At 76.0% G+C, this 18,899-nt stretch carries 17 protein-coding genes and 1 pseudogene; 10 read left to right on the top strand and 8 right to left on the bottom strand.

Annotated features, from left to right (window positions below; all coding sequences use genetic code 11):
* Positions 1-28: 28 nt before the first annotated feature.
* Entirely contained in the window at positions 29-667 is a 639-nt protein-coding gene (locus ACZ4U4_RS05805) for a response regulator (RefSeq protein ID WP_467869305.1), read from the bottom strand.
* Positions 664-1,809, bottom strand: a complete 1,146-nt coding sequence (locus ACZ4U4_RS05800) for a sensor histidine kinase (protein ID WP_467869785.1) — start codon at positions 1,807-1,809, stop codon at positions 664-666. Before ACZ4U4_RS05800 ends, ACZ4U4_RS05805 begins: the two co-directional genes overlap by 4 nt.
* A 240-nt stretch (positions 1,810-2,049) precedes the next feature.
* Here ACZ4U4_RS05800 and ACZ4U4_RS05795 point away from each other — a divergent pair, with 240 nt between their 5' ends.
* Positions 2,050-3,114 (top strand): ABC transporter permease, encoded by a 1,065-nt coding sequence (locus ACZ4U4_RS05795; protein ID WP_467869303.1) that lies wholly within the window; start codon positions 2,050-2,052, stop codon positions 3,112-3,114.
* Complete coding sequence (locus ACZ4U4_RS05790; protein WP_467869301.1) at positions 3,111-3,818, top strand: ABC transporter ATP-binding protein; 708 nt, start codon at positions 3,111-3,113, stop codon at positions 3,816-3,818. Before ACZ4U4_RS05795 ends, ACZ4U4_RS05790 begins: the two co-directional genes overlap by 4 nt.
* Here the strand turns inward: ACZ4U4_RS05790 and ACZ4U4_RS05785 are convergent.
* Positions 3,769-4,242 carry an indole-3-glycerol phosphate synthase gene (locus tag ACZ4U4_RS05785; protein ID WP_467869299.1) on the bottom strand — a complete coding sequence of 158 codons (474 nt, stop codon included), beginning with the start codon at positions 4,240-4,242 and terminating at the stop codon, positions 3,769-3,771. The genes ACZ4U4_RS05790 and ACZ4U4_RS05785 overlap by 50 nt on opposite strands.
* A gap of 164 nt (positions 4,243-4,406) precedes the next feature.
* Positions 4,407-5,231: a dihydrofolate reductase family protein gene (locus ACZ4U4_RS05780; protein WP_467869297.1), complete on the bottom strand. Its 825-nt coding sequence runs from the start codon at positions 5,229-5,231 to the stop codon at positions 4,407-4,409.
* A gap of 68 nt (positions 5,232-5,299) precedes the next feature.
* Here ACZ4U4_RS05780 and zapE point away from each other — a divergent pair, with 68 nt between their 5' ends.
* The gene (gene zapE, locus ACZ4U4_RS05775) at positions 5,300-6,415 is read left to right on the top strand and encodes a cell division protein ZapE (RefSeq protein WP_467869295.1); all 1,116 of its coding nucleotides are present in this window, start codon (positions 5,300-5,302) and stop codon (positions 6,413-6,415) included.
* Between the two features lie 49 nt (positions 6,416-6,464).
* Here zapE and ACZ4U4_RS05770 read toward each other — a convergent pair whose 3' ends face one another.
* Positions 6,465-7,133 (bottom strand): ABC transporter, encoded by a 669-nt coding sequence (locus tag ACZ4U4_RS05770; RefSeq protein WP_467869293.1) that lies wholly within the window; start codon positions 7,131-7,133, stop codon positions 6,465-6,467.
* Positions 7,130-8,149 carry an ABC transporter ATP-binding protein gene (locus ACZ4U4_RS05765; RefSeq protein WP_467869291.1) on the bottom strand — a complete coding sequence of 340 codons (1,020 nt, stop codon included), beginning with the start codon at positions 8,147-8,149 and terminating at the stop codon, positions 7,130-7,132. Before ACZ4U4_RS05765 ends, ACZ4U4_RS05770 begins: the two co-directional genes overlap by 4 nt.
* Before the next feature lie 150 nt (positions 8,150-8,299).
* Here ACZ4U4_RS05765 and ACZ4U4_RS05760 point away from each other — a divergent pair, with 150 nt between their 5' ends.
* From ACZ4U4_RS05760 to ACZ4U4_RS05735, 6 genes and pseudogenes are all read left to right on the top strand, one after another.
* The gene (locus ACZ4U4_RS05760; protein WP_467869289.1) at positions 8,300-9,055 is read left to right on the top strand and encodes a peptidyl-tRNA hydrolase; all 756 of its coding nucleotides are present in this window, start codon (positions 8,300-8,302) and stop codon (positions 9,053-9,055) included.
* Between the two features lie 95 nt (positions 9,056-9,150).
* Positions 9,151-9,813 (top strand): LysE family translocator, encoded by a 663-nt coding sequence (locus ACZ4U4_RS05755; RefSeq protein WP_467869287.1) that lies wholly within the window; start codon positions 9,151-9,153, stop codon positions 9,811-9,813.
* Between the two features lie 146 nt (positions 9,814-9,959).
* Positions 9,960-11,364: pseudogene (locus ACZ4U4_RS05750) on the top strand (MbnB/TglH/ChrH family RiPP precursor modification enzyme).
* A 5-nt stretch (positions 11,365-11,369) separates the two neighbouring features.
* Complete coding sequence (locus ACZ4U4_RS05745) at positions 11,370-12,407, top strand: TIGR04222 domain-containing membrane protein (RefSeq protein ID WP_467869285.1); 1,038 nt, start codon at positions 11,370-11,372, stop codon at positions 12,405-12,407.
* A 129-nt stretch (positions 12,408-12,536) separates the two neighbouring features.
* On the top strand, positions 12,537-13,307 hold the full coding sequence (locus ACZ4U4_RS05740; protein WP_467869283.1) for a TIGR04222 domain-containing membrane protein: 771 nt from the start codon (positions 12,537-12,539) through the stop codon (positions 13,305-13,307).
* A gap of 121 nt (positions 13,308-13,428) precedes the next feature.
* Positions 13,429-15,135: an alpha/beta hydrolase gene (locus tag ACZ4U4_RS05735; protein ID WP_467869281.1), complete on the top strand. Its 1,707-nt coding sequence runs from the start codon at positions 13,429-13,431 to the stop codon at positions 15,133-15,135.
* Positions 15,136-15,217: 82 nt separating this feature from the next.
* Here the strand turns inward: ACZ4U4_RS05735 and hemQ are convergent, their stop codons facing one another.
* Positions 15,218-15,946, bottom strand: a complete 729-nt coding sequence (gene hemQ, locus ACZ4U4_RS05730) for a hydrogen peroxide-dependent heme synthase (RefSeq protein ID WP_467869279.1) — start codon at positions 15,944-15,946, stop codon at positions 15,218-15,220.
* 11 nt (positions 15,947-15,957) lie between these two features.
* Positions 15,958-17,415 (bottom strand): protoporphyrinogen oxidase, encoded by a 1,458-nt coding sequence (gene hemG / locus ACZ4U4_RS05725; RefSeq protein ID WP_467869277.1) that lies wholly within the window; start codon positions 17,413-17,415, stop codon positions 15,958-15,960.
* A 189-nt stretch (positions 17,416-17,604) separates the two neighbouring features.
* Between hemG and ACZ4U4_RS05720 the strand changes: the two genes are divergently transcribed.
* Positions 17,605-18,801, top strand: a complete 1,197-nt coding sequence (locus tag ACZ4U4_RS05720) for a thiolase family protein (protein ID WP_467869275.1) — start codon at positions 17,605-17,607, stop codon at positions 18,799-18,801.
* Positions 18,802-18,899 lie beyond the last annotated feature (98 nt).

Below are 18,899 nucleotides of genomic sequence, written 5' to 3'. Positions count from 1 at the left end.
CCGCTCCGCGCCACGGCGGCGGGCGGGCTCAGCGGCGGATCAGCCCGCGCGCCGTGGCGGCCGCCACCGCCGCCGTACGGGAGTCGACGCCGAGCTTGGCGTAGATGTGCACCAGGTGGGATTTGACGGTGGCCTGGCTGAGGAAGAGGCGCTTGCTGACCTCGGCGTTGGACAGGCCGTCCGCGACGAGCTGGAGCACCTCCGTCTCGCGGCGCGACAGGGCGACGGCGGGGTCGCGCATCCGGTCCATCAGGCGCAGCGCGACGGTCGGGGCGAGGGCCGACTTCCCGGCCGCCGCGGCGCGGACGGCGGCGGCCAGCTCCTCGGGCGGGGCGTCCTTGAGGAGGTAGCCGGTGGCGCCCGCCTCGATGGCGGCGAGGATGTCGGCGTCGGTGTCGTAGGTGGTCAGCACGAGGACGCGGGGTGCGCCGGGGCGGGCGGTGATGGCGGCGGTCGCCTGGGAGCCGCGCATCTCGCCGCCGAAGCGGAGGTCCATCAGGACGACGTCGATGCCCGGCAGCGCGGCGAGGGTGACGGCCTCCTCGGCGGTGGGGACGTCGGCAACGACCGCGAAGCCCGGTTCGGTCTCCAGGACGGCGCGCAGTCCGGCCCGTACGACGGGGTGGTCGTCGGCGAGCAGCAGCCGGATCGGGGCGGGGTCGGTCACGGGGCGGCCTCTGCGGGTGCGGGTGGCAGGGGGAGGGTGACGGCGACGGCGGTGCCCTCGCCGGGGGCGGATTCGACGGCGAGGGCGCCGTGCAGGGCGCGGGCGCGCGCCCGCATGGCGGCGAGGCCGAAGCCGGTGCCGTCGGCGGCGGGCGGCGGGGCGCCGGGGTCGAAGCCGGTGCCGTCGTCGACGACGTCCAGGGCGACCTCGGTGTCCATGTAGCTCAAGGTCAGCTCGGCGCGGCGGGCCCCGGCGTGCCGGACGGTGTTGGCCAGCGCGGACTGGGCGATGCGCAGCAGGGCGACCTCGTGCGGGGTGGGGAGTTCGGCGGGGGTGCCGGAGAGGTGGCAGTGCACGGCGAGGCCGGAGGCGCGGGCGGTGGTGGCGCAGAGCCGCTCCAGGGCGGCGGGCAGCGAGCCGGCCTCCAGGTCGGGCGGGCTCAGTTCGCGGACGAAGCGGCGGGCCTCGGCGAGGTTGTCGACGGCGGTGGCGCGGGCGTGCACGACGTGGCCCAGTGCGGCCTCGGGGCGGGACGGCAGGGCGCGTTCGGCGGCCCGCAGCAGCAGCTGGATGCTGGACAGACCCTGCGCCAGCGTGTCGTGGATCTCCCGGGCCAGGCGTTCGCGTTCGGCCAGCACCCCGGCGGCGTGCTCGGCGGCGGCCAGTTCGCTGCGGGTGGCGGTCAGCTCCTCGACGATCCGGCGGCGCTGTTCGCTCTCCCGGTAGAGGGCCTGGTAGCCGAGGACGACGGCGACCGCGACGGCGGCGCCCAGCACCGGCCCGATGACCGTGCCGACGCCCAGCGTCCCCGTGTGACGGGCGAACCCGGCGACGGCGACGACCGTGGTGACGGCGACGGCGGGCAGTGCCCAGCGCGGCGCCAGCAGGTGCAGCTGGACGAAGTAGAGCGGGAAGGCGAGCCAGACGCCGTCCTGGGTGAGCGCCAGCAGCACGGTCCAGACGGCCGCGAGGAGCGTCAGCCACAGGGCCGCGCCGCCGCTGCGCGGGCGGACGCCGGGCAGCAGCGGGCCCGCGACGTAGCAGCCGAGAAGGACGGCGGAGACGGCGACGACGGCGGGGGTGTGCGGGTCGCCGCCGACGACGGCGCGGGCGGCGGCGAGCGCGAGCAGCGCCGCCACCATCAGGTGCAGGCAGCTGCGCAGCACCCGCACGGCGGGGGTCAGGGCGAGGTCGGTCACGGTTTCTCCAGGTTAGGCACCGCGCCGGGGAGCGGCATCCATCGAAAGGTTGAGCGGCCGCCGCACCTTTCGATCCGGGGGAACCGCTCCCGGGCGCGATGCCCCGTCCCGCCCCGGGGCGGGACGGTGGAGCCATCCGCCGGGCAGTGGGCCCGGCCACCGTGGAACAAGAGGGATGGGGCCGTGTTCGTCGCCTGGAGGGATCTGAGATTCGCGAGGGGCCGGTTCGCCCTGATGGGCACGGTCATCGTGCTCATCACGGTGCTGGTCGGTCTGTTGTCGGGGCTGACGGCGGGCCTGGGCCGGGAGAACACCTCGGCGATCACTGCGCTCCCCGCCGATCACCTGGTGTTCTCGAAGCCCGCCGACGGCGGCGCGGTCTCGTTCACCGACTCCCGGCTGTCGCGGAAGACCGTGGACGCCTGGTCCGCGGTGCCGGGCGTGGCGCGCGCCGAACCGCTGGGCATCGCCACCACCAAGGCCGAGGCGGGGCGGCACACCGCCGCCGTGTCGGTGTTCGGGGTCGGGCCCGGATCGGCGCTCGTGCCCGAGGGCGCGCCGGTGGCCGGGCGCGCCGTGCTGTCGCAGAAGGCCGCCGACGAACTGGGCCTCGCCCGCGGCGACCGGCTCACCCTCGGGGGCCGCACCGTGACGGTCGGCGCCGTGTCGGGCGCCGCGATGTACAGCCACACCCCGGTGGTCTGGACGGCGCTGGACGAGTGGCGGGCGCTGCCCGGCGGCGGGGACGGGGCGACGGTGGTGGCGCTGACCGCGTCCGGCGCCGATCTGGCCGCCGCCGACGCACGGCTCGGCACCACGACGGTGACGTCGGCCGGGGCGCTGGCGGGCATCGGCTCGTACACCGCCGAGAACGGCTCGCTGCAGCTGATGCGCGGGTTCCTGTTCGTCATCTCGGCGCTGGTCATCGGCGCGTTCTTCACCGTCTGGACGATCCAGCGCAGCGGCGACGTGGCGGTGCTCAAGGCGCTCGGCGCTTCCACCGGGCGGCTGCTGAAGGACGCGCTCGGCCAGGCGGTCGTGCTGCTGGTGCTCGGTACGGGGGTGGGCGCCGCCCTCGTCGCCGGGCTGGGCGCGGTCGTCGGCACCGCGGTGCCGTTCGTCCTCACGCCGTCGACCGTGCTGGTCCCCGCGCTGATCATGATCGCGCTGGGTGCCGCCGGCGCCGCCCTCGCCATCCGCCGCATCACGTCCGTGGACCCGCTGACCGCCCTGGGAAGTGCCCGATGAGCCTCGAACTGACCGATGTCACGCTGACCTACCCGGACGGCGACACCCGGCTGACCGCGCTGGACCGCGTCTCGCTGACCGTTCCGGCCGGGTCCCTGACGGCGGTGATCGGGCCGTCGGGCTCGGGCAAGTCCAGTCTGCTGGCGGTGGCCGCGACGCTGATCACGCCGGACAGCGGCCGGGTGGTGCTCGCCGGGCGCGACACCACCGGGCTGGGCCGCGCCGCGCTGACGGCGCTGCGCCGCACCACCGTCGGCACCGTCTTCCAGCAGCCGAACCTGCTGCCGTCGCTGACCGCCGCCGAACAGCTCCAGGTCATGGCCCACCTCGACGGCCGCCCGGCCCGCGCCGCGCGGCAGCGGGCGCGGGAGCTGCTGGCCGCCGTCGGGCTGGACGGTGTGGCGGACAAGCGGCCGCACCAGCTCTCCGGCGGTCAGCGTCAGCGCGTCAACATCGCGCGGGCGCTGATGAACGACCCGGCCGTGCTGCTGGTGGACGAGCCGACCAGCGCCCTCGACCATGCGCGCGGCGCGGCGGTGCTGGAGCTGCTGACCACGCTCACCCACCGGCGCGGCACGGCGACGGTGCTGGTCACGCACGACCGGTCGCATCTGACGGCGGTCGATGCGGTCGTCGAGGTGGCGGACGGGCGGCTCACTCCTGCGGCTGGGGTGGCTCCTCCGGGGCGTGCGAGAACAGTTTGAGGACCGGTACGCCGACCTTGTGGCGGGCGCGGGAGGCCCAGTCGCGGTGGAAGAACTCCTCCACGAAGTGGGGGGTGGTCAGCACGATCACCTCGTCCGCGCCCGTCTCGTCGACGATCTCGCGCAGCCGGTCCAGCGGATGCCGCTCGGCGACCTGCCCGGTGGCCTCGGCGCCGGTGGCGCGCAGCGCCGCGAGGGTGTGCGCCAACGCGCGTTCGGCCGGTGCGTCCGCCGCGTCGCCCTCCGGCTCCTCACCCTCGCGCACCGCGTCGTCGAACTCGCCCAGGGCGACGTCGTCGATGGCCCGCAGCAGCAGGTCCTGCGCACCGCGCGGCTGCATGAGGACGACGAAGGAGACCGGGTCGTCGCCGTGCAGCGTGGTGACGAAATCGACGTCGGCGGGCGTCAGAGGCTTCTCGATCATCAATACGCTCGTGAACACGACGGACGCCCTTCTTCTCTTCTTCCGGGGCACGGCATGCCGCGGCACCCCACAGAAACCATCCTGCCCCCGCCGTCACACGGGGGTTCCGTTGGCTCTAAGTGTGCCCAAAGGAAGCTAAGCGGAACGGGTAATTCCGCTGATTGTCAGCTTCGACGGTATCGGGTGAACAAGAACCCGGCCTCCTCCAGGACGGACGCCAGGGCGAACCGCTCCGGAACGGCGACCGACGGGCCGACCGTGATCCGCGGCGCGTCGCCCACCGCGACGACCGGCGCCAGCGACAGACACATCTCGTCCAGCACCCCGGCGGCGGCGAACTGCCCCAGCAGCGACGGCCCGCCCTCGGTCAGCAGCCGCCGGTGGCCCCGCGCGGCCAGCACCGCCGGGACCCGCGCGGGGTCGACGCCCTGCCCCTCGCCCGCGAACAGCACCTCCACCCCGGCCGCCCGTGCCGCGGCCACCCGCTCGGCCGGGGCCCCGGCGCCGGTGACGACGAGGGTGGGCACCAGCGACCCGGTGAACAGCGGCAGGGTGAAGTCCAGGCCCAGCCCGGCGGTCACCACGGCGACGGCGGGGGCCGGGCCCTGTCCGGCGGCGGCCCGGCGCGCGGCGAACGCCTCCCGGGCGCGGGCCGGCCGGTACCCCTCCTGACGAACCGTTTCGGCGCCGACCACCACCGCATCGGCGAGCGCCCGCAGCACCCCGAAGATCCGCATGTCGGCGGTGCCGGAGAGCGGCTGCGAACGGCCCTCGTGGTGCGCCGCCCCGTCCAGCGACGCCACCATGTTGGCGCGCAGCCAGCCCGGCCGCCCGGCGCGCAGCGGATCGTCCTCGGCCGGGTACGCATAGGCGTCCGCCAGCTCGTCGAGCGCCCACTCGCGGTCGGTGACGGCGTCCGGGCCGGGCGGCGCCGCGGCCGGGTCCGGGAGGGCGGGGGCAGGGGCGGGGAGGGGGTACAGGCGTCGCATGGGCCGCAGTGTGACATGGCTCGCCCGGCGGCCCTCGACCCACCACGGAGCGGCTAGGCTGGAGCGCTGTGTCGTCTTCCCAGCCCTCGTCCTCTCCGTCCGCGCCGATAGCCGCATCGCCGGACGGCGCCGACGCCGCGCCCGCCGCGCTGACCTCCCGCGCCCCGCACGTCCCCGCCGACCGGCTGGTCGCCGAGATGGTGCCGCCGCCGCGCTTCCAGGGCGCCCGCTTCGACACCTACATCCCGGACCCGAAGCAGCCCAGCCAGGCCGAGGCCGTGACGGTGCTCAGCACCTTCGCCGCGAGCATCGGCGGCGGCGCCTCGGCCAACGGCGGCAGACGCCGCTGGTTCGCGAAGAAGCCCGCCGCCCCCAAGGGCCCGCGCGGCGTCTACCTGGACGGCGGCTACGGCGTCGGCAAGACCCATCTGCTGGCCTCCCTGTGGCACGCCACCGACGCCCCGCCCGAGCGCAAGGCGTTCGGCACCTTCGTCGAGCTGACCAACCTGGTCGGCGCGCTCGGCTTCCAGGAGACCGTCCGCACCCTCGGCGGCCACCGCCTGCTGTGCATCGACGAGTTCGAGCTGGACGACCCCGGCGACACGGTGCTGGTCTCCAGCCTGCTGTCCCGACTGGTGGAGTCCGGTGTGGCGCTGGCCGCGACCTCCAACACGCTGCCCGGCAAGCTCGGCGAGGGCCGCTTCGCCGCCGCCGACTTCCTCCGTGAGATCCAGGGCCTGAGCGCCCACTTCCGGCCGCTGCGCATCGACGGCGAGGACTACCGCCACCGCGGTCTGCCCGAGGCGCCCGCCCCGTATGACGACGAGACCGTCACCCGCACCGCGTACCGCACGCCGGGCGCCTCGCTCGACGACTTCCCCTCTCTTCTGGAGCATCTGTCGAAGGTGCACCCGAGCCGCTACGGCGCGATGTGCGACGGCATCGAGGCGGTCTGCCTCACCGATGTGCAGGCCGTGCCGGACCAGTCGACCGCGCTGCGTCTGGTGGTCCTCGCCGACCGGCTCTACGACCGTGAGGTGCCCGTGATCACCTCCGGCAAGGCGTTCGACGAGCTGTTCAGCGAGGAGATGCTGCGCGGCGGCTACCGCAAGAAGTACTTCCGCGCGATCTCCCGCCTCACCGCCCTGGCCCGCGACGCGGGTCCGCTGGTCACCGGCGCCTAGCGCACCCACCGGCGGGGCGGCCCGCCCCGCCGGTGCGCCGTGCCGGCCGTCAGCCCCGGCGGGCGGCGAGGTGGCAGACGGCGGCCACCACCGCGGCGGATATCGGTATCGCGGCGGCGAGCGGCAGCCACGGCATCACGGCCGTGCCGCTCACCGAGCCCGCCACCAGGCCCCGCACCACCGCACTGGCGGGTGAGAGGGCCGGGAGGACCAGCAGGACGCAGCCGAGCAGACCGGCGCAGACCGGCCAGGCGGTGCCGTGCAGCACCGGGCGGTTGCACACCGCCCCGACCGCGGTGCCCAGCAGCAGACAGACCACGGCGGCCGCCAGCCCGCAGGCCGTCGCCGGCAGCAGCGCCACGGTGACCTGCTGGTCGTTGGAGCGGGGGTCGGAGAAGAGCGCGACGAACGCCGTCCCCGCGAGCGCGGGCGGCAGCGTGGCGAGGGCCGCCGTCACCACCGCCGCGAGGTGCGCCCGCGCCGGGCCCGCCGCGGCCGTGACACAACTACGGGCGGCGGGCGGTTCGTTGGTCACACAGACCCGGGTCAGCCAGACCGTCAGCGGCAGCAGCGCCGCCGCGGCGAACGCGAAGGCGTCGAGCACCGGACTGCCCGTCCCGATGCCGACGACAAGGAACCCGGCGTACAGCAGCATCGGCGGCAGCCAGCGGTGCGAGCCGATCAGCAGGGCCGCCTGGTAGCGGATCAGGGCGATCACCGGGGGCCTCCTTCCGCGCCTGCCGGAGGGGCAACGGCCGGGGAGGCGGGGCCTGTCCCGGCCGGACCGGTCGCCTCCAGGGAGTCGGGGCCGACCGGAGCGGTGCCCGGAACTGCCGCCCCTCCGCCCGGCTCCCCCGCACCGGGTACGGCGTCGCCGCCCGGTGGCCGCTCCGCCGGCGCCGTCACCGTCCGGATGTGCCAGGGCGGACGGGCCGTCAGCAGGGCCCGCAGCAGCGCGTCGGAGTACGCGGCGGGGACCGTCAGCCGGGCCGTACCGTCCGGCTCCCGCACGGTCACGGGCCGCCCCGGCAGCCCCTCGGGCAGCTCCGCTCCGGCGCCGGGCGACTCGGCGCGGACCGTCACCCGGGGCCCGGCCACCACGGTGCGGGCCGCTGCGGCCGAGGGCGGCGCGGGGCGCAGCCGTCCGTCGACGATGCGGTGGCAGGCGTCGGCCGCACCGGCCAGCCGCCGGGGGTCGTGGTCGACGAAGAGGACCGTCGCGCCGTCGGCGACCCGCTCGGCGACCGCGCGGTCCAACTCACCGCGGGCCGCGGCGTCCAGGCCCGTCCACGCCTCGTCCAGGACGAGCAGCTCCGGTGCGGCGAGCAGCGCCTGGGCGACCGCCACCTTCTGGCTGGTGCCCTTCGACAGTGCGGACAGCGGCGTACCGGCGTGCCCGGCGGCGCCGAACCGCTCCAGCCACACCCCGGCCGCCCGGGCCGCCGCCGGGCCGCGCAGTCCGTGCACCCGGCCCAGGTGGGTGAGGTACCCGAGAGCCGTGAACGGCAGTGCGGGCGGGAAGCGTTCGGGGACGTACGCGGTGCGGGGGCGGCCGCGGATCCGGCCCGTGGTGGGCCGGTCGATCCCGGCGCACAGCCGCAGCAGGGTGGACTTCCCGCTGCCGTTGGCCCCCTCGATCCGTACGAGCGCGCGCTCCGGCAGATCGAGGTCCACCCCGCGCACCACCCACGGCCCGCGCACTCCGTACCTCCGGCCGACGCCGTCCAGTCGCATCTCTCCCCCTCGTCGTTCCGTCCCCGTCCTCACCGTGCCAACGGCGACGGCCGCGGGACCGTTCCCCGGACCTCGCCGCCCCAGGGAGGGCCTTCAAGGCCGCACCGATCGGCACGCGGACGGCGTCGGAGCGGCTGGCACACTGGGCGGATGACCAGCACCGAAGCCCATGACTCCGCCTCCTCGACCGCGGTCGGGGCGCACCTGAGGAGCGCGGCGGAGCGGGACGCCTCACCGCAGTTCGTCCTGCCGCTCGTCGTCCGCATCGAGCGGACCGATCCCCCGGCGCGCACCGACGCCCTGGAGACGGCCGCCCGCGCCGTGCTGGTGCTGCTCTCCGACGCCCGCGCCAACGGCGACGGCGAGTGGGCCGCGGCCGTCCGGGACTGGCAGGACGCCCGGATCCGCAAGGTGGTGCGCCGCGCGCGCGGCGCCGAGTGGCGGCGGGCCGAGGCGCTGCCGGGGATCACGGTGACCGGCGACCGGGCCGAGGTCCGTGTCCATCCCCCGGTCCCGCTCGACGGCTGGCCCAAGGACCTGGCCCGCCTCCAGGTCTCCGGCACCGAACTGGACGACCCGGAGCCGCCGTCCGCGCCGGCCTCGGGGAATCCGGTGCTGTGGCTCAACCCGGGCGTGACGATGTCGGCGGGCAAGACCATGGCGCAGGCCGGGCACGGCGCACAGCTGGCCTGGTGGGAGCTGTCCGCACCGGAGCGCGCGGCCTGGCGGGACGCCGGTTTCCCGCTGTCGGTACGGACCGCGCCGGCGGACACCTGGGACGGGCTGACCCGCAGCGGGCTCCCGGTGGTCCATGACGCGGGCTTCACCGAGATCGCCCCCGGGCCGACCGTGGTGGCGGAGGGCGGCGAGCGGTTCTGCCCGCTGCCCGGGGGGCGGCGCCCGTAGAGGGCGGCGGCAGGTCGCCGCGCCTGGCGCAGCCAAGGTGTACGGAAGCCCGGGGCCCCTGCCGGTGGCCGGAACCCGACCCGTACCTTTGTGGCGTGTTCACGTCTCTCCTCGGCTTCACCGCCGTCGCCGCGCTGCTGACCATCTCGCCCGGGCCCGACTTCGCCGTCGTGCTGCGCACCGCGCTCGGTTCGGGGCGGCGGGCCGCGCTGTGCAGTGCCTTCGGGATCGCCGCCGGGTGCTTCGTCTGGGGGCTGGCCGGGGCGGTCGGGCTGACGGCGATGCTGTCCGCCTCCGAGGCGGCGTACGGCGCGCTGCGGGTGGCCGGGGCGCTGTATCTGATGTGGCTGGGCGTCCAGGCCCTGCGGACCGCGCGGCGCCACCGCACCGCCCCCGGCGAGGCGGCCCCGGCCACCGCCGAGGGGACGGCGGACGGCGCGGGGGCGGACGGGATCTCGCCCCTGCGGGCGTTCCGGACCGGACTGCTGACCAACGTCCTCAACCCCAAGGTCGGCGTCGTCTACCTGTCGCTGCTGCCGCAGTTCATCCCGCACGGCGCACCAGTGGTGGCCACCACGCTGCTGCTGGTGGCGGTGCACGCCGTGCTGGGCGTGGTGTGGCTGGGCACCCTCGCCTGCGCCGTCCACCGGGCGCGTGCCTTCTTCCAGCGTCCCCGGGTACGGAAGCGGCTGGATCAGGCCACCGGCGGGGTGCTGCTGGCCCTGGGGGCGGCCGCCGGGTTCGAGGCGGCGCGCTGACACCCCCTACGGCCCGCAGCGCCGGTCACCGCGGCAAGGGCAGCACGGGGGAAGCTCAAATCCGGCTCTGAAACCGGTGCGCGCAGGGTTCGGCGGGCGGCGCCGGGGCGAAGTAACGGTAAGTACAGCAGTGCAAGGGGGAGCACATGGAACGCCTGGGAACAGGCATCGGCTGGCGGCCGGAGATCGCCGCGGAGATCGCCGGGTTCGACGGCCTGGACTGGGTCGAGGTGGTGGCCGAGAACCTCTGCCCCGGCCATCTGCCGCCGGCGCTCCAGGAGATACGCGCACGGGGGCTGACGGTGGTCCCGCACGGGGTGTCGCTGGGGCTGGGCGGCGCCGACCGGCCCGACCCGGGGCGGCTGGCGGCGCTCGCGGAGCGCGCGGTGGCGCTGGACGCGCCGCTGGTCACCGAGCACATCGCATTCGTCCGCGCCGGGGGCCGGGCGGCCGGTCCGCCCCTGCTGGAGGCGGGCCATCTGCTGCCGGTGCCGCGCACCCGCGACGCGCTCGACGTGCTCTGCGCCAACGTACGGATCGCCCAGGACGCGCTGCCGGTGCCGCTGGCGCTGGAGAACATCGCGGCGCTCCTCTCCTGGCCCGATGAGGAGCTGACCGAGGGGCAGTTCCTCACCGAGCTGGTCGAGCGGACCGGTGTGCGGCTCCTCGTCGATGTCGCCAATCTGCACACCAACCACGTCAACCGGGGTGAGGATCCCGCCACCGTCCTGGACGCGCTGCCGCTGGAGGCGCTCGCCTATGTGCACGTCGCGGGCGGCGTGGAGCGCGACGGCGTGTGGCACGACAGCCACGCCCATCCGGTGACCCGTCCGGTCTTGGACGTCCTCGCGGAGCTGTGCGCGCGGACGGTGCCGCCCGGGGTGCTGCTGGAGCGCGACGAGGACTTCCCCGAGCCCGGTGAGCTGACCGGGGAACTGACCGCGATCCGTGCGGTGCTGGAGGGGGCCCGGCATGACGCGGCGGCCTGACGGTGGACCGGACCGCGGCCCGATACGGACGGCGGACGCCCGGGGCGCCCAGGCGTCCGCACCGGGCGCCCGCGGAACGGCGCACGCCCCCCGGCCCACGGCCGCCCCGGACGCCACCGAGGCCGCCCGTGCCCGCCTGGCCGGTGCCCAGGAAGAGCTGCTGGCGGCGCTGGTCGCCGGGGCGCCGGTGCCCGAGGGGTTCGATCCCGTACGGCTGGAGGTGCAGCGGCGGGCGCTGGTCGCCAAGCGGGCCACGGTGATCGCGAAGATCGCGCCCGAGCTGCCCGAGATCCTGGGGGCGGGCTATCGCCCGGCGTTCCTCGCCTACGCCCGCGGCCGCCCGCTGACCGGCGGCCACCGGCGCGACGCCCTGGACTTCGCCGCCCATCTGCTGGCGCAGGGGCGGCCGGACGACGCCGCGGCACGGGCCCGGCTCACCCGGTGGTGGCAGGACCGGGCAGGCCCCCGGCCGCCCCGCACCGGGCCACTGGCCCGGCTCACCCGCTCCCCCTTGTTCTCCCGACTTCTGCGGGCCGTCCGGTCCGCCTCGTACCGGAGGTGACCGCGGTGTCCTTCATTCCCTGGGTGTACGGGGTGGTGGCGCTGTCCTCGGCGGGCCTCATCGTGGCCACCGTCCGCGGGCGGCGGCCGGAGAAGCGGATCCGGCTGGTGGACGCGCCCACCCACGACGTGTGGGAGATCGCGTTCCTGGGTGGCGGTCCCGCCCGTGTGGTGGACGCCGCCGTCGCCGCGCTGCACGAGGACGGCCGGGCGGCGGTCGGCGAGCCCGGTGTGCTGACCGTGCTCCGCAACGACCCGCGCGACGCCGTGGAGGCGGCCGTGCTCGCTGCCGCGGCGGCGACGCCCGGTGGCGCGTTGGCCGAGGTGCGGCGCCGCGCGATGACCGACCCCGCGGTCCAGGCGATCGGCGACCGGCTCGCCGAGCGCGGGCTGATGCGGCGTCCGGCGCGCGGGCGGCTCGCCCGGGGGTGGGCCGGTTTCCAGATGGCGGGCTCCGTGGTGCTGCTCCTCTGCACCCTGCTGCTCACCGTCGCCGGCCACCTCGACGCGGATCCGGTCGAGGTGCCCACCGTGGTGGCGATCGTGCCCGCGGTGGTCGTGGCGTTGGTCGTCGGCGGGATCTGCCGGCAGAGCGGCGGGCGGCGGCTGACGGAGGCGGGCCGGCTCGCGCTGCGGGCGGCCCGGGCCACCCACCATCCGCTCACGGTCGCGAACGTGGCGGTTCCGGCGGCGCTCCTGGTGGCGATCGGCAGCGCCACGCTGCTCACCGACGAACTGCTGCGGGAGCAGCTGGCCCAGGCGCAGACCGCGATGGCCGTGAACGGCGCGTCGTCGTCCGACGGCGGCAGCACCTGGGCCGACCAGTCCTCCCAGGCCGCCTGGTGCGGGACGTCCGGCGGCGGGTCGAGCTGCGGTGGCTCGCACCACCACGGCGGCGGTTCCTCGTGCGGCGGCTCGCACCACGGCGGGGGCTCGTCCTGCGGCGGCTCGCACCACGGGGGTTCCTCGTGCGGCTCCTCCTGCGGCGGCGGGTCGTCGTGCAGCGGCGGCGGGTCCTCCTGCGGATCCTCGTGCGGCGGTTGAGCGCCGACCACAGGGGCGGGCGCCGGGTCCGAGGGGCTGGTTCCGGCCATGCCCCGGGCCGCCCGCCCCGTTCCCATATCCTGAGATATGCCATGGCGGCCGGACAGGCGTTCCCGTAGAAATTGCGCCATGGGGCTTCTCTTCCTCGCCGTCGCCGTGCTCGCCGCCGCCGTCGCCTGCCTCCGCGTCTGCCGCACCGCCCGCGCCCTGCCGCCGCAGCCACCTCACCCGCCGGCCGTCGCGGAGACCGGGCCGCCGTGCGGACCGACGCTGTACGAGACGGCGTTCCTGGCCGGCGGGCCGGACCGGGTCGCCGACGTCACCCTGGTGTCGATGGCGCAGCAGCGCCGCCTCCTGCTGGCGCACACCGGCTGGGCCACGGTCGTCGACCCGGTCGGCCGGGACGCCGTCGAGTGCGCGGTCCTCGCCGCCATCGGCTCCGACGGGCAGCGCCGCATACCGGCCATCCGCGACGGCCTCGCCACCACGGAGGCGCTGCGGTCCCTGACGGAGCGCCTGACGGCCGCCGGTCTCGCCCCGCGGACCGACCCGTACGGCGGTCTCGGCGAGGCGCTGCGGCAGGTGCGGGCCGCCACGCTCGTCGTGCTGGCGGCCGCCGCCGCGGCGGTCTGGCAGGCGCCGCCGGAGCGCGCCCTCGGGCCGCTGCTCGGCTGGTTCGCCCTGCCGTTCGTCCTCACGGCCGGTACGTGGGCGATGGCGCGCGCCGAGTACCGCCCGGCCGCGCGCTGGACGACGGCGGCGGGCGCGGGCCGGCTGCGCCGCGCCACCGGGGCCGGCCGCCCGGCCTCCGGGGACGCGCTGACCGCCCTGGCGCTGCACGGTCCGCGGGCGCTGGCCGACCCGTCGCTGCGCTCGGCCCTCCACTCATCCGGGGTATAGCGGGCAACACCGGGGCCCGGTGCTTTACTTCACCGATCGCCGCGCCAACCATCCCTTCCGTATGCACGTTTGCGGCCGCGCGCGGGCCGTCTCCGTGCCGGGCACGACGAAGGGACGGTTCGTGAGAGCACTCGCGTTGTACGGAACCATCGGGTCACTCCTCCTGGGCGCCCTCGCCACCTCCCCGGCGGACGGCGCCACCCGCGCGCCCGCCGCGCCCCTCGCGCGCCCCCTCACCTTCGGGCGCTGCGCCCCGGTCGAGCATCTGCCGTCGGACGTCGAGTGCGCCGCGCTGACCGTGCCGCTCGACTACGGGCGTCCCCAGGGCAAGCAGATCAAGCTGACCGTCAGCCGGATCCGGGCCACCGCGCCCAAGGAGCGGCAGGGTGCCCTGATCTTCAATCCGGGCGGTCCGGGCGGCTCCAGCATGGACTTCCCGCTCTACGGCGCGCTGCCCAAGTGGCGCCGCACCGCCCGCGCCTACGACTTCGTCGGCTACGCCCCGCGCGGCGTCGGCCGGTCGGCGCCGCTGTCCTGCCAGGACCCGAAGGAGTTCGCGAAGGCCCCGACCGACAGCCAGGTGCACCCCACCGCCGCCTTCAAGCGCGAGAAGAGCGCGCAGGCCGAGGCGTACGCCCGCGGCTGCGCCCGGAACGCCGGCGCCGACCTGCCGTTCTACAACTCCGTCAACAACGCCCGCGACCTCGACATGCTGCGCGCCGCGCTCGGCGAGCGGAAGCTGACGTTCATGGGCGCCTCCTACGGCACGTACTTCGGCGCGCTGTACGCCACGTTCTACCCCGGGCACGTCCGCCGGATGATCTTCGACAGCGTCGTCGACCCGGACCCGCGGCAGATCTGGTACCGCAACAACCTCGCCCAGAACGTCGCGTTCCAGGGCCGCTGGCGCGACTGGCTGCGCTGGGTCGCCCGCCACCAGGACGCCTACCACCTGGGCACCACGGAGCAGGCGGTGCAGCAGGCGTACGACACCGCGCTCACCCGGCTGCGGAGCCACCCGGCGGGCGGCACGGTCGGGCCCGCGCAGCTCCAGTCGGCGTTCCTGCGCACCGGCTACAACGACATCTACTGGCCGCGCCGGGCCCAGGCCCTGTCGGCGTATCTGCACGGCGACGACAAGCCGCTGCGGGACCAGGCGGCGCCCGATCCCGAGGACGCGGTCGCCGACGAGAACAGCAACGCGGTCTACACCGCGGTCTCCTGCAACGACGCGGCCTGGCCACACGACCTGCGCACCTGGGAGCGGGACAACGCCGAGGTGGCGCGGCGCGCACCGTTCGAGACCTGGGACAACGTCTGGATGAACCTGCCGTGCGCCTTCTGGCCGGACGCCGCGCAGTCGGCCCGCGCCGGACTGACCGCCGCGACCGGCCGGGCCGAGGACCGCGCCGCGGCCGGCGTCCCCGGGACGGACGAGGTGGGTGAGGCCGCCCGGTACGCGGCGGCCGCCCGCGCGGCGCAGGCGCTGCCCGGGCACCACGGCCCGGTCGACGTCCGCACCGCGCCCGGTGCGCTGCCGCCGGTCCTGCTGCTGGCCGCCGAGCGCGACGGCGCGACGCCCTACCCGGGCGCCCTGGCGCTCCAGGAGCGGCTGCCGGGCTCGTCGCTGGTCACCGAGAACGGCGCCGGCACCCACGGCATCGCCTACGGCCCCAACTCCTGTGTGAACGCGCATGTGGAGGCGTATCTGCTGCACGGCACCGTCCCCGGGCACCGGGTGTACTGCGCCCCGCGGGCCGAGCCGAAGCCACAGGACGCGAAGCCCGCCGCCAAGAAGGCCGGGAGGGGCGCGACCAGCCCCCTGTGATCCACCGGGCACGACGACGGCGGGCCGCCCCGGGGTGGGGCGGCCCGCCGTCGTCGTGGTGCACGGACCGTACGCGGCCGGATCAGGCCAGACCGGCGACCAGTTCGGCGACCGGCTTGCGGCGGCCGGTGTAGAACGGCACCTCTTCGCGGACGTGCCGCCGTGCCTCGGAGCCGCGCAGGTGACGCATCAGGTCGACGATGCGGTACAGGTCGTCCGCCTCGAACGCCAGGATCCACTCGTAGTCGCCGAGCGAGAACGACGGCACGGTGTTGGCGCGGACGTCCGGGAAGCCGCGGGCCATCTTGCCGTGGTCGGCGAGCATCTTGCGGCGCTCGTCGTCGGGGAGGAGGTACCACTCGTAGGAGCGGACGAACGGGTAGACGCTGACGTAGTCGCGGGGGCGCTCGTCGGCGAGGAACGCCGGGATGTGCGACTTGTTGAACTCCGCGGGGCGGTGCAGCGCCATGTTGGACCACACCGGGGTGAGGGCGCGGCCCAGGCGGGTGCGGCGGAAGAGGTTGAACGCCTCCTGGAGGGCGTCCGCACTCTCCGAGTGCCACCAGATCATCACGTCGGCGTCGGCGCGCAGACCGGAGACGTCGTAGGTGCCGCGGACCACGACGTCCTTGGCGGCGAGCTGGGTGAACAGCTCCTCGACCTCGTCGGCGCATCCGCCGCGGTCCTCGGGGAGGACGTCCCGCAGCCGGAAGACCGACCACAGGGTGTAGCGGATGGTGTCGTTGAGGTCCTTCGCCTTCTTGCCGGCGTTCTGCGCCCGGTCCGCGGCGGGGGTGGAAGCGTCTGTCATACCGTCCATTCTCACTCGCCTCCGGAGAAGTCCGGCGCCCGGGTCTCCAGGCCGGCGAGGATCTCGTCGGCGGCCCGCCGCGCCGACCCGATGCACGCCGGGATACCGACGCCGTCGTAGGCCGCACCGCACACCCGCAGCGCCCCGGGGAGCGCCGCGCGGATCCGGGCGACGCGGTCCGGGTGGCCGACGAAGTACTGCGGCAGACCGCCCTCCCAGCGGGTGACGGTGGAAGCCACGGGGCGGGCGGCGAGGCCGACGGCCGCGCCGAGGTCGGCGAGCGAGATCTCCACCAGTTCGGCGTCGTCGCGGCCCAGCAGGGCGTCGTCGCCGTAGCGGCCGACGGAGGTGCGCAGCACGAACAGCTCCGGGTCGGCGTCGGCGATCCAGCCCCATTTGCGGCCGGCGAACGTCGACGCCTTGATGCGGTGGCCGTCCACGGGCGGGACGAGGAAGCCGCTGCCCTCCGGCATCCCCGCCACATCGGCGCGGCGGAAGGCCATCGTGATCAGCGCCATCGAGGCGGACTCGACGGTGTCCAGCTCGGTGGCGGCCGCCGGGCAGTCGTCCCGCAGCAGCCGCGCCGCGGGCCCGGCGGGCGCCGCCAGGATCACCGCGTCGGCCTCGATCGTGCGCTCGCCCGCCGCCACCGACCAGCCGTCGGCGCCGCGGCGGCGCAGCGCGCGGACCGGGGTGTGCAGCGCGATCTCGCCACCGGCGGCGCGCACCGCGTCCGCGACGGCGCCGGGCAGCGTGCCGATGCCGCCGTCGATGCCCATGAAGACCGGCCGGTCGGCGGGGAGGTCCCGGGCCGCCTCGGCGGCGCGCGCCTGGATCCCGCGGACCCCGGCGATCAGCGACCGCTCGGCACGGGCCGCCTCGAAGAGCTGCGGGACGGCGGCGCGCATCGAGATGCGGTAGGCGTCGCCCGCGTAGACGCCGCCGAGCAGCGGTTCGACGAGCCGGTCGACGACCTCGCGGCCGAGCCGCTCGGCGACGTACTCGCCGACCGCGACGTCCTCGCCGACATCGGTGCGCTCCAGGGTCTCGTCGGCGGCGATGCGGTCGAGGCCCGCCGCCGAGATGACGCCGGAGGCGGCGAGCGGGGCGAGGTCGCCGGGGACGCCCATGACATGGCCCTTGGGCATGGGGCGCAGCGCCCCGCGCGTCCAGAGGGTGGCGGAGGCGGTGGCGGGCGGCTGGAGGCGGTCGCCGAGGCCGACGGCGCGGGCCAGGTCCACGCCCTCGGGCCGCCGGGCCAGCATCGACTCGGCGCCCAGATCCACGGGGACACCGGCGATCTCCCCGGCCCGCAGCTTGCCGCCGAGCCGTCCGGACGCCTCCAGGAGGGTCACGGTGGCGCCGCCTTCGAGGAGGCGGTGCGCCGCGGCGAGGCCGGCGATCCCGCCGCCGATGACGACCACATGGCGGCCGGCTGCCCGGCCCGTACTGGTGTGCGCTGCGCTCATGCCCCCACTCTCTCAGAGCGTTCCGCGGACGTTGGCCGAGGACCGCGTTGACAGCGCCCGGGGCCCGGCAAAGACTCGGGCGGGCGGCGGCCCGGCGCCCGCCCGCGCCGCAGCCGCCCCGCGCGCTCGCGCGCCCGGACGGCCCGGTCCCCGGCTCCCCGGCAGCCCCACACAGCGAGGACAGCCTTGATGACCGAGCACCGCGCACGGGACGTCTACGTCGTCGACGCCGTACGGACCCCGGTCGGCAGATACGGCGGGGCGCTGGCGGGCGTCCGCCCCGACGATCTCGCCGCCCATGTCCTGGGGGCACTGGTGGCGCGCAGCCCGGAGCTGGATCCGGCGCTCATCGACGACGTCGTCCTGGGCGACGCGAACGGCGCCGGGGAGGACAACCGCAACGTCGCGCGGATGGCGGTGCTGCTGGCCGGGCTGCCCGACACGGTGCCCGGCGTGACGGTCAACCGGCTGTGCGGTTCCGGGCTGGAGGCCGTCGTCCAGGCGGCCCGGGCCATCGCGCACGGCGATGCGCACGTGGCGGTGGCGGGCGGGGTGGAGTCGATGAGCCGGGCGCCGTACGTCCTCGCCAAACCGGACCGCGGCTTCCCGACGGGCCATCAGGAGCTGTTCTCCACGACGCTGGGCTGGCGGATGGTCAACCCGGGGATGCGGCCGGAGTGGACGGTCGCGCTGGGTGAGGGCGCGGAGAAGATCGCCGACCTGCACGGAATCACCCGCGAGCAGCAGGACGTGTACGCGCTGGCCAGCCATCAGAAGGCGAGCCGCGCCTGGCGCGAGGGGCAGTACGACGCGGAGGTGGTGCCGCTGCCCGGGGTGGAGCTGGAGCGGGACGAGACGATCCGGGAGGCGTCCTCGCTGGAGGCGCTGTCCCGGCTGAAGCCGGCGTTCCGCCGCACCGGCGGAACGGTCACCGCCGGGAACTCCGCGCCGCTCAACGACGGTGCGGCGGCGCTGCTCCTCGCCGACGAGGAGGGGCTGCGGGCCACCGGCCGGGAGCCGCTGGCCCGGATCGGCGCGAGCGCGGTGACGGGTGTGGAGCCGCAGTTCTACGGGCTCGGCCCGGTCGGCGCGGTGCGGCGGGCGCTGGAGCGCGCCGGACGCGGCTTCGGCGACCTGGCGGTCTTCGAGCTGAACGAGGCGTTCGCCGCGCAGGCCCTGGGGTGCATCGGCCGCTGGCCGGAGCTGGACCCCACGCTCGTCAACCCGCGCGGCGGCGCCCTCTCGATCGGCCACCCGCTGGGGGCGTCGGGCGCACGGCTGGCCGGTGCGGTGGCCCATCAGCTCGCGGCCCGCGGCTCCGGTACGGGCCTGGCGGCCCTGTGCATCGGGGTGGGGCAGGGGCTGGCGCTCGTCCTGGAGCGGTGAGGGCGCTCCGGCGAACCGGGCCACGCGGGGTCCTCGTGACGGTCCCGGCCGCGCTCCCCCGCCGTTGTCGGTGCCGGGCCGTAGCCTGGCTCAGGTGG

Source organism: Streptomyces sp. NPDC029159, from assembly GCF_055564055.1.
Note: the sequence above shows the minus strand (reverse complement) of the source record. Positions and strands in the feature narration are given on the sequence as shown.

Excerpts from the sequence above, each read along its gene's own strand:
- ACZ4U4_RS05800 (WP_467869785.1), bottom strand. The coding sequence starts at position 1,809 with ATGGTGGCGGCGCTGCTCGCGCTCGCCGCCGCCCGCGCCGTCGTCGGC.
- ACZ4U4_RS05790 (WP_467869301.1), top strand. The coding sequence starts at position 3,111 with ATGAGCCTCGAACTGACCGATGTCACGCTGACCTACCCGGACGGCGAC.
- ACZ4U4_RS05785 (WP_467869299.1), bottom strand. The coding sequence starts at position 4,242 with ATGATCGAGAAGCCTCTGACGCCCGCCGACGTCGATTTCGTCACCACG.
- ACZ4U4_RS05780 (WP_467869297.1), bottom strand. The coding sequence starts at position 5,231 with ATGCGACGCCTGTACCCCCTCCCCGCCCCTGCCCCCGCCCTCCCGGAC.
- ACZ4U4_RS05765 (WP_467869291.1), bottom strand. The coding sequence starts at position 8,149 with ATGCGACTGGACGGCGTCGGCCGGAGGTACGGAGTGCGCGGGCCGTGG.
- ACZ4U4_RS05760 (WP_467869289.1), top strand. The coding sequence starts at position 8,300 with ATGACCAGCACCGAAGCCCATGACTCCGCCTCCTCGACCGCGGTCGGG.
- ACZ4U4_RS05740 (WP_467869283.1), top strand. The coding sequence starts at position 12,537 with ATGGGGCTTCTCTTCCTCGCCGTCGCCGTGCTCGCCGCCGCCGTCGCC.
- hemQ (WP_467869279.1), bottom strand. The coding sequence starts at position 15,946 with ATGACAGACGCTTCCACCCCCGCCGCGGACCGGGCGCAGAACGCCGGC.
- hemG (WP_467869277.1), bottom strand. The coding sequence starts at position 17,415 with ATGAGCGCAGCGCACACCAGTACGGGCCGGGCAGCCGGCCGCCATGTG.
- ACZ4U4_RS05720 (WP_467869275.1), top strand. The coding sequence starts at position 17,605 with ATGACCGAGCACCGCGCACGGGACGTCTACGTCGTCGACGCCGTACGG.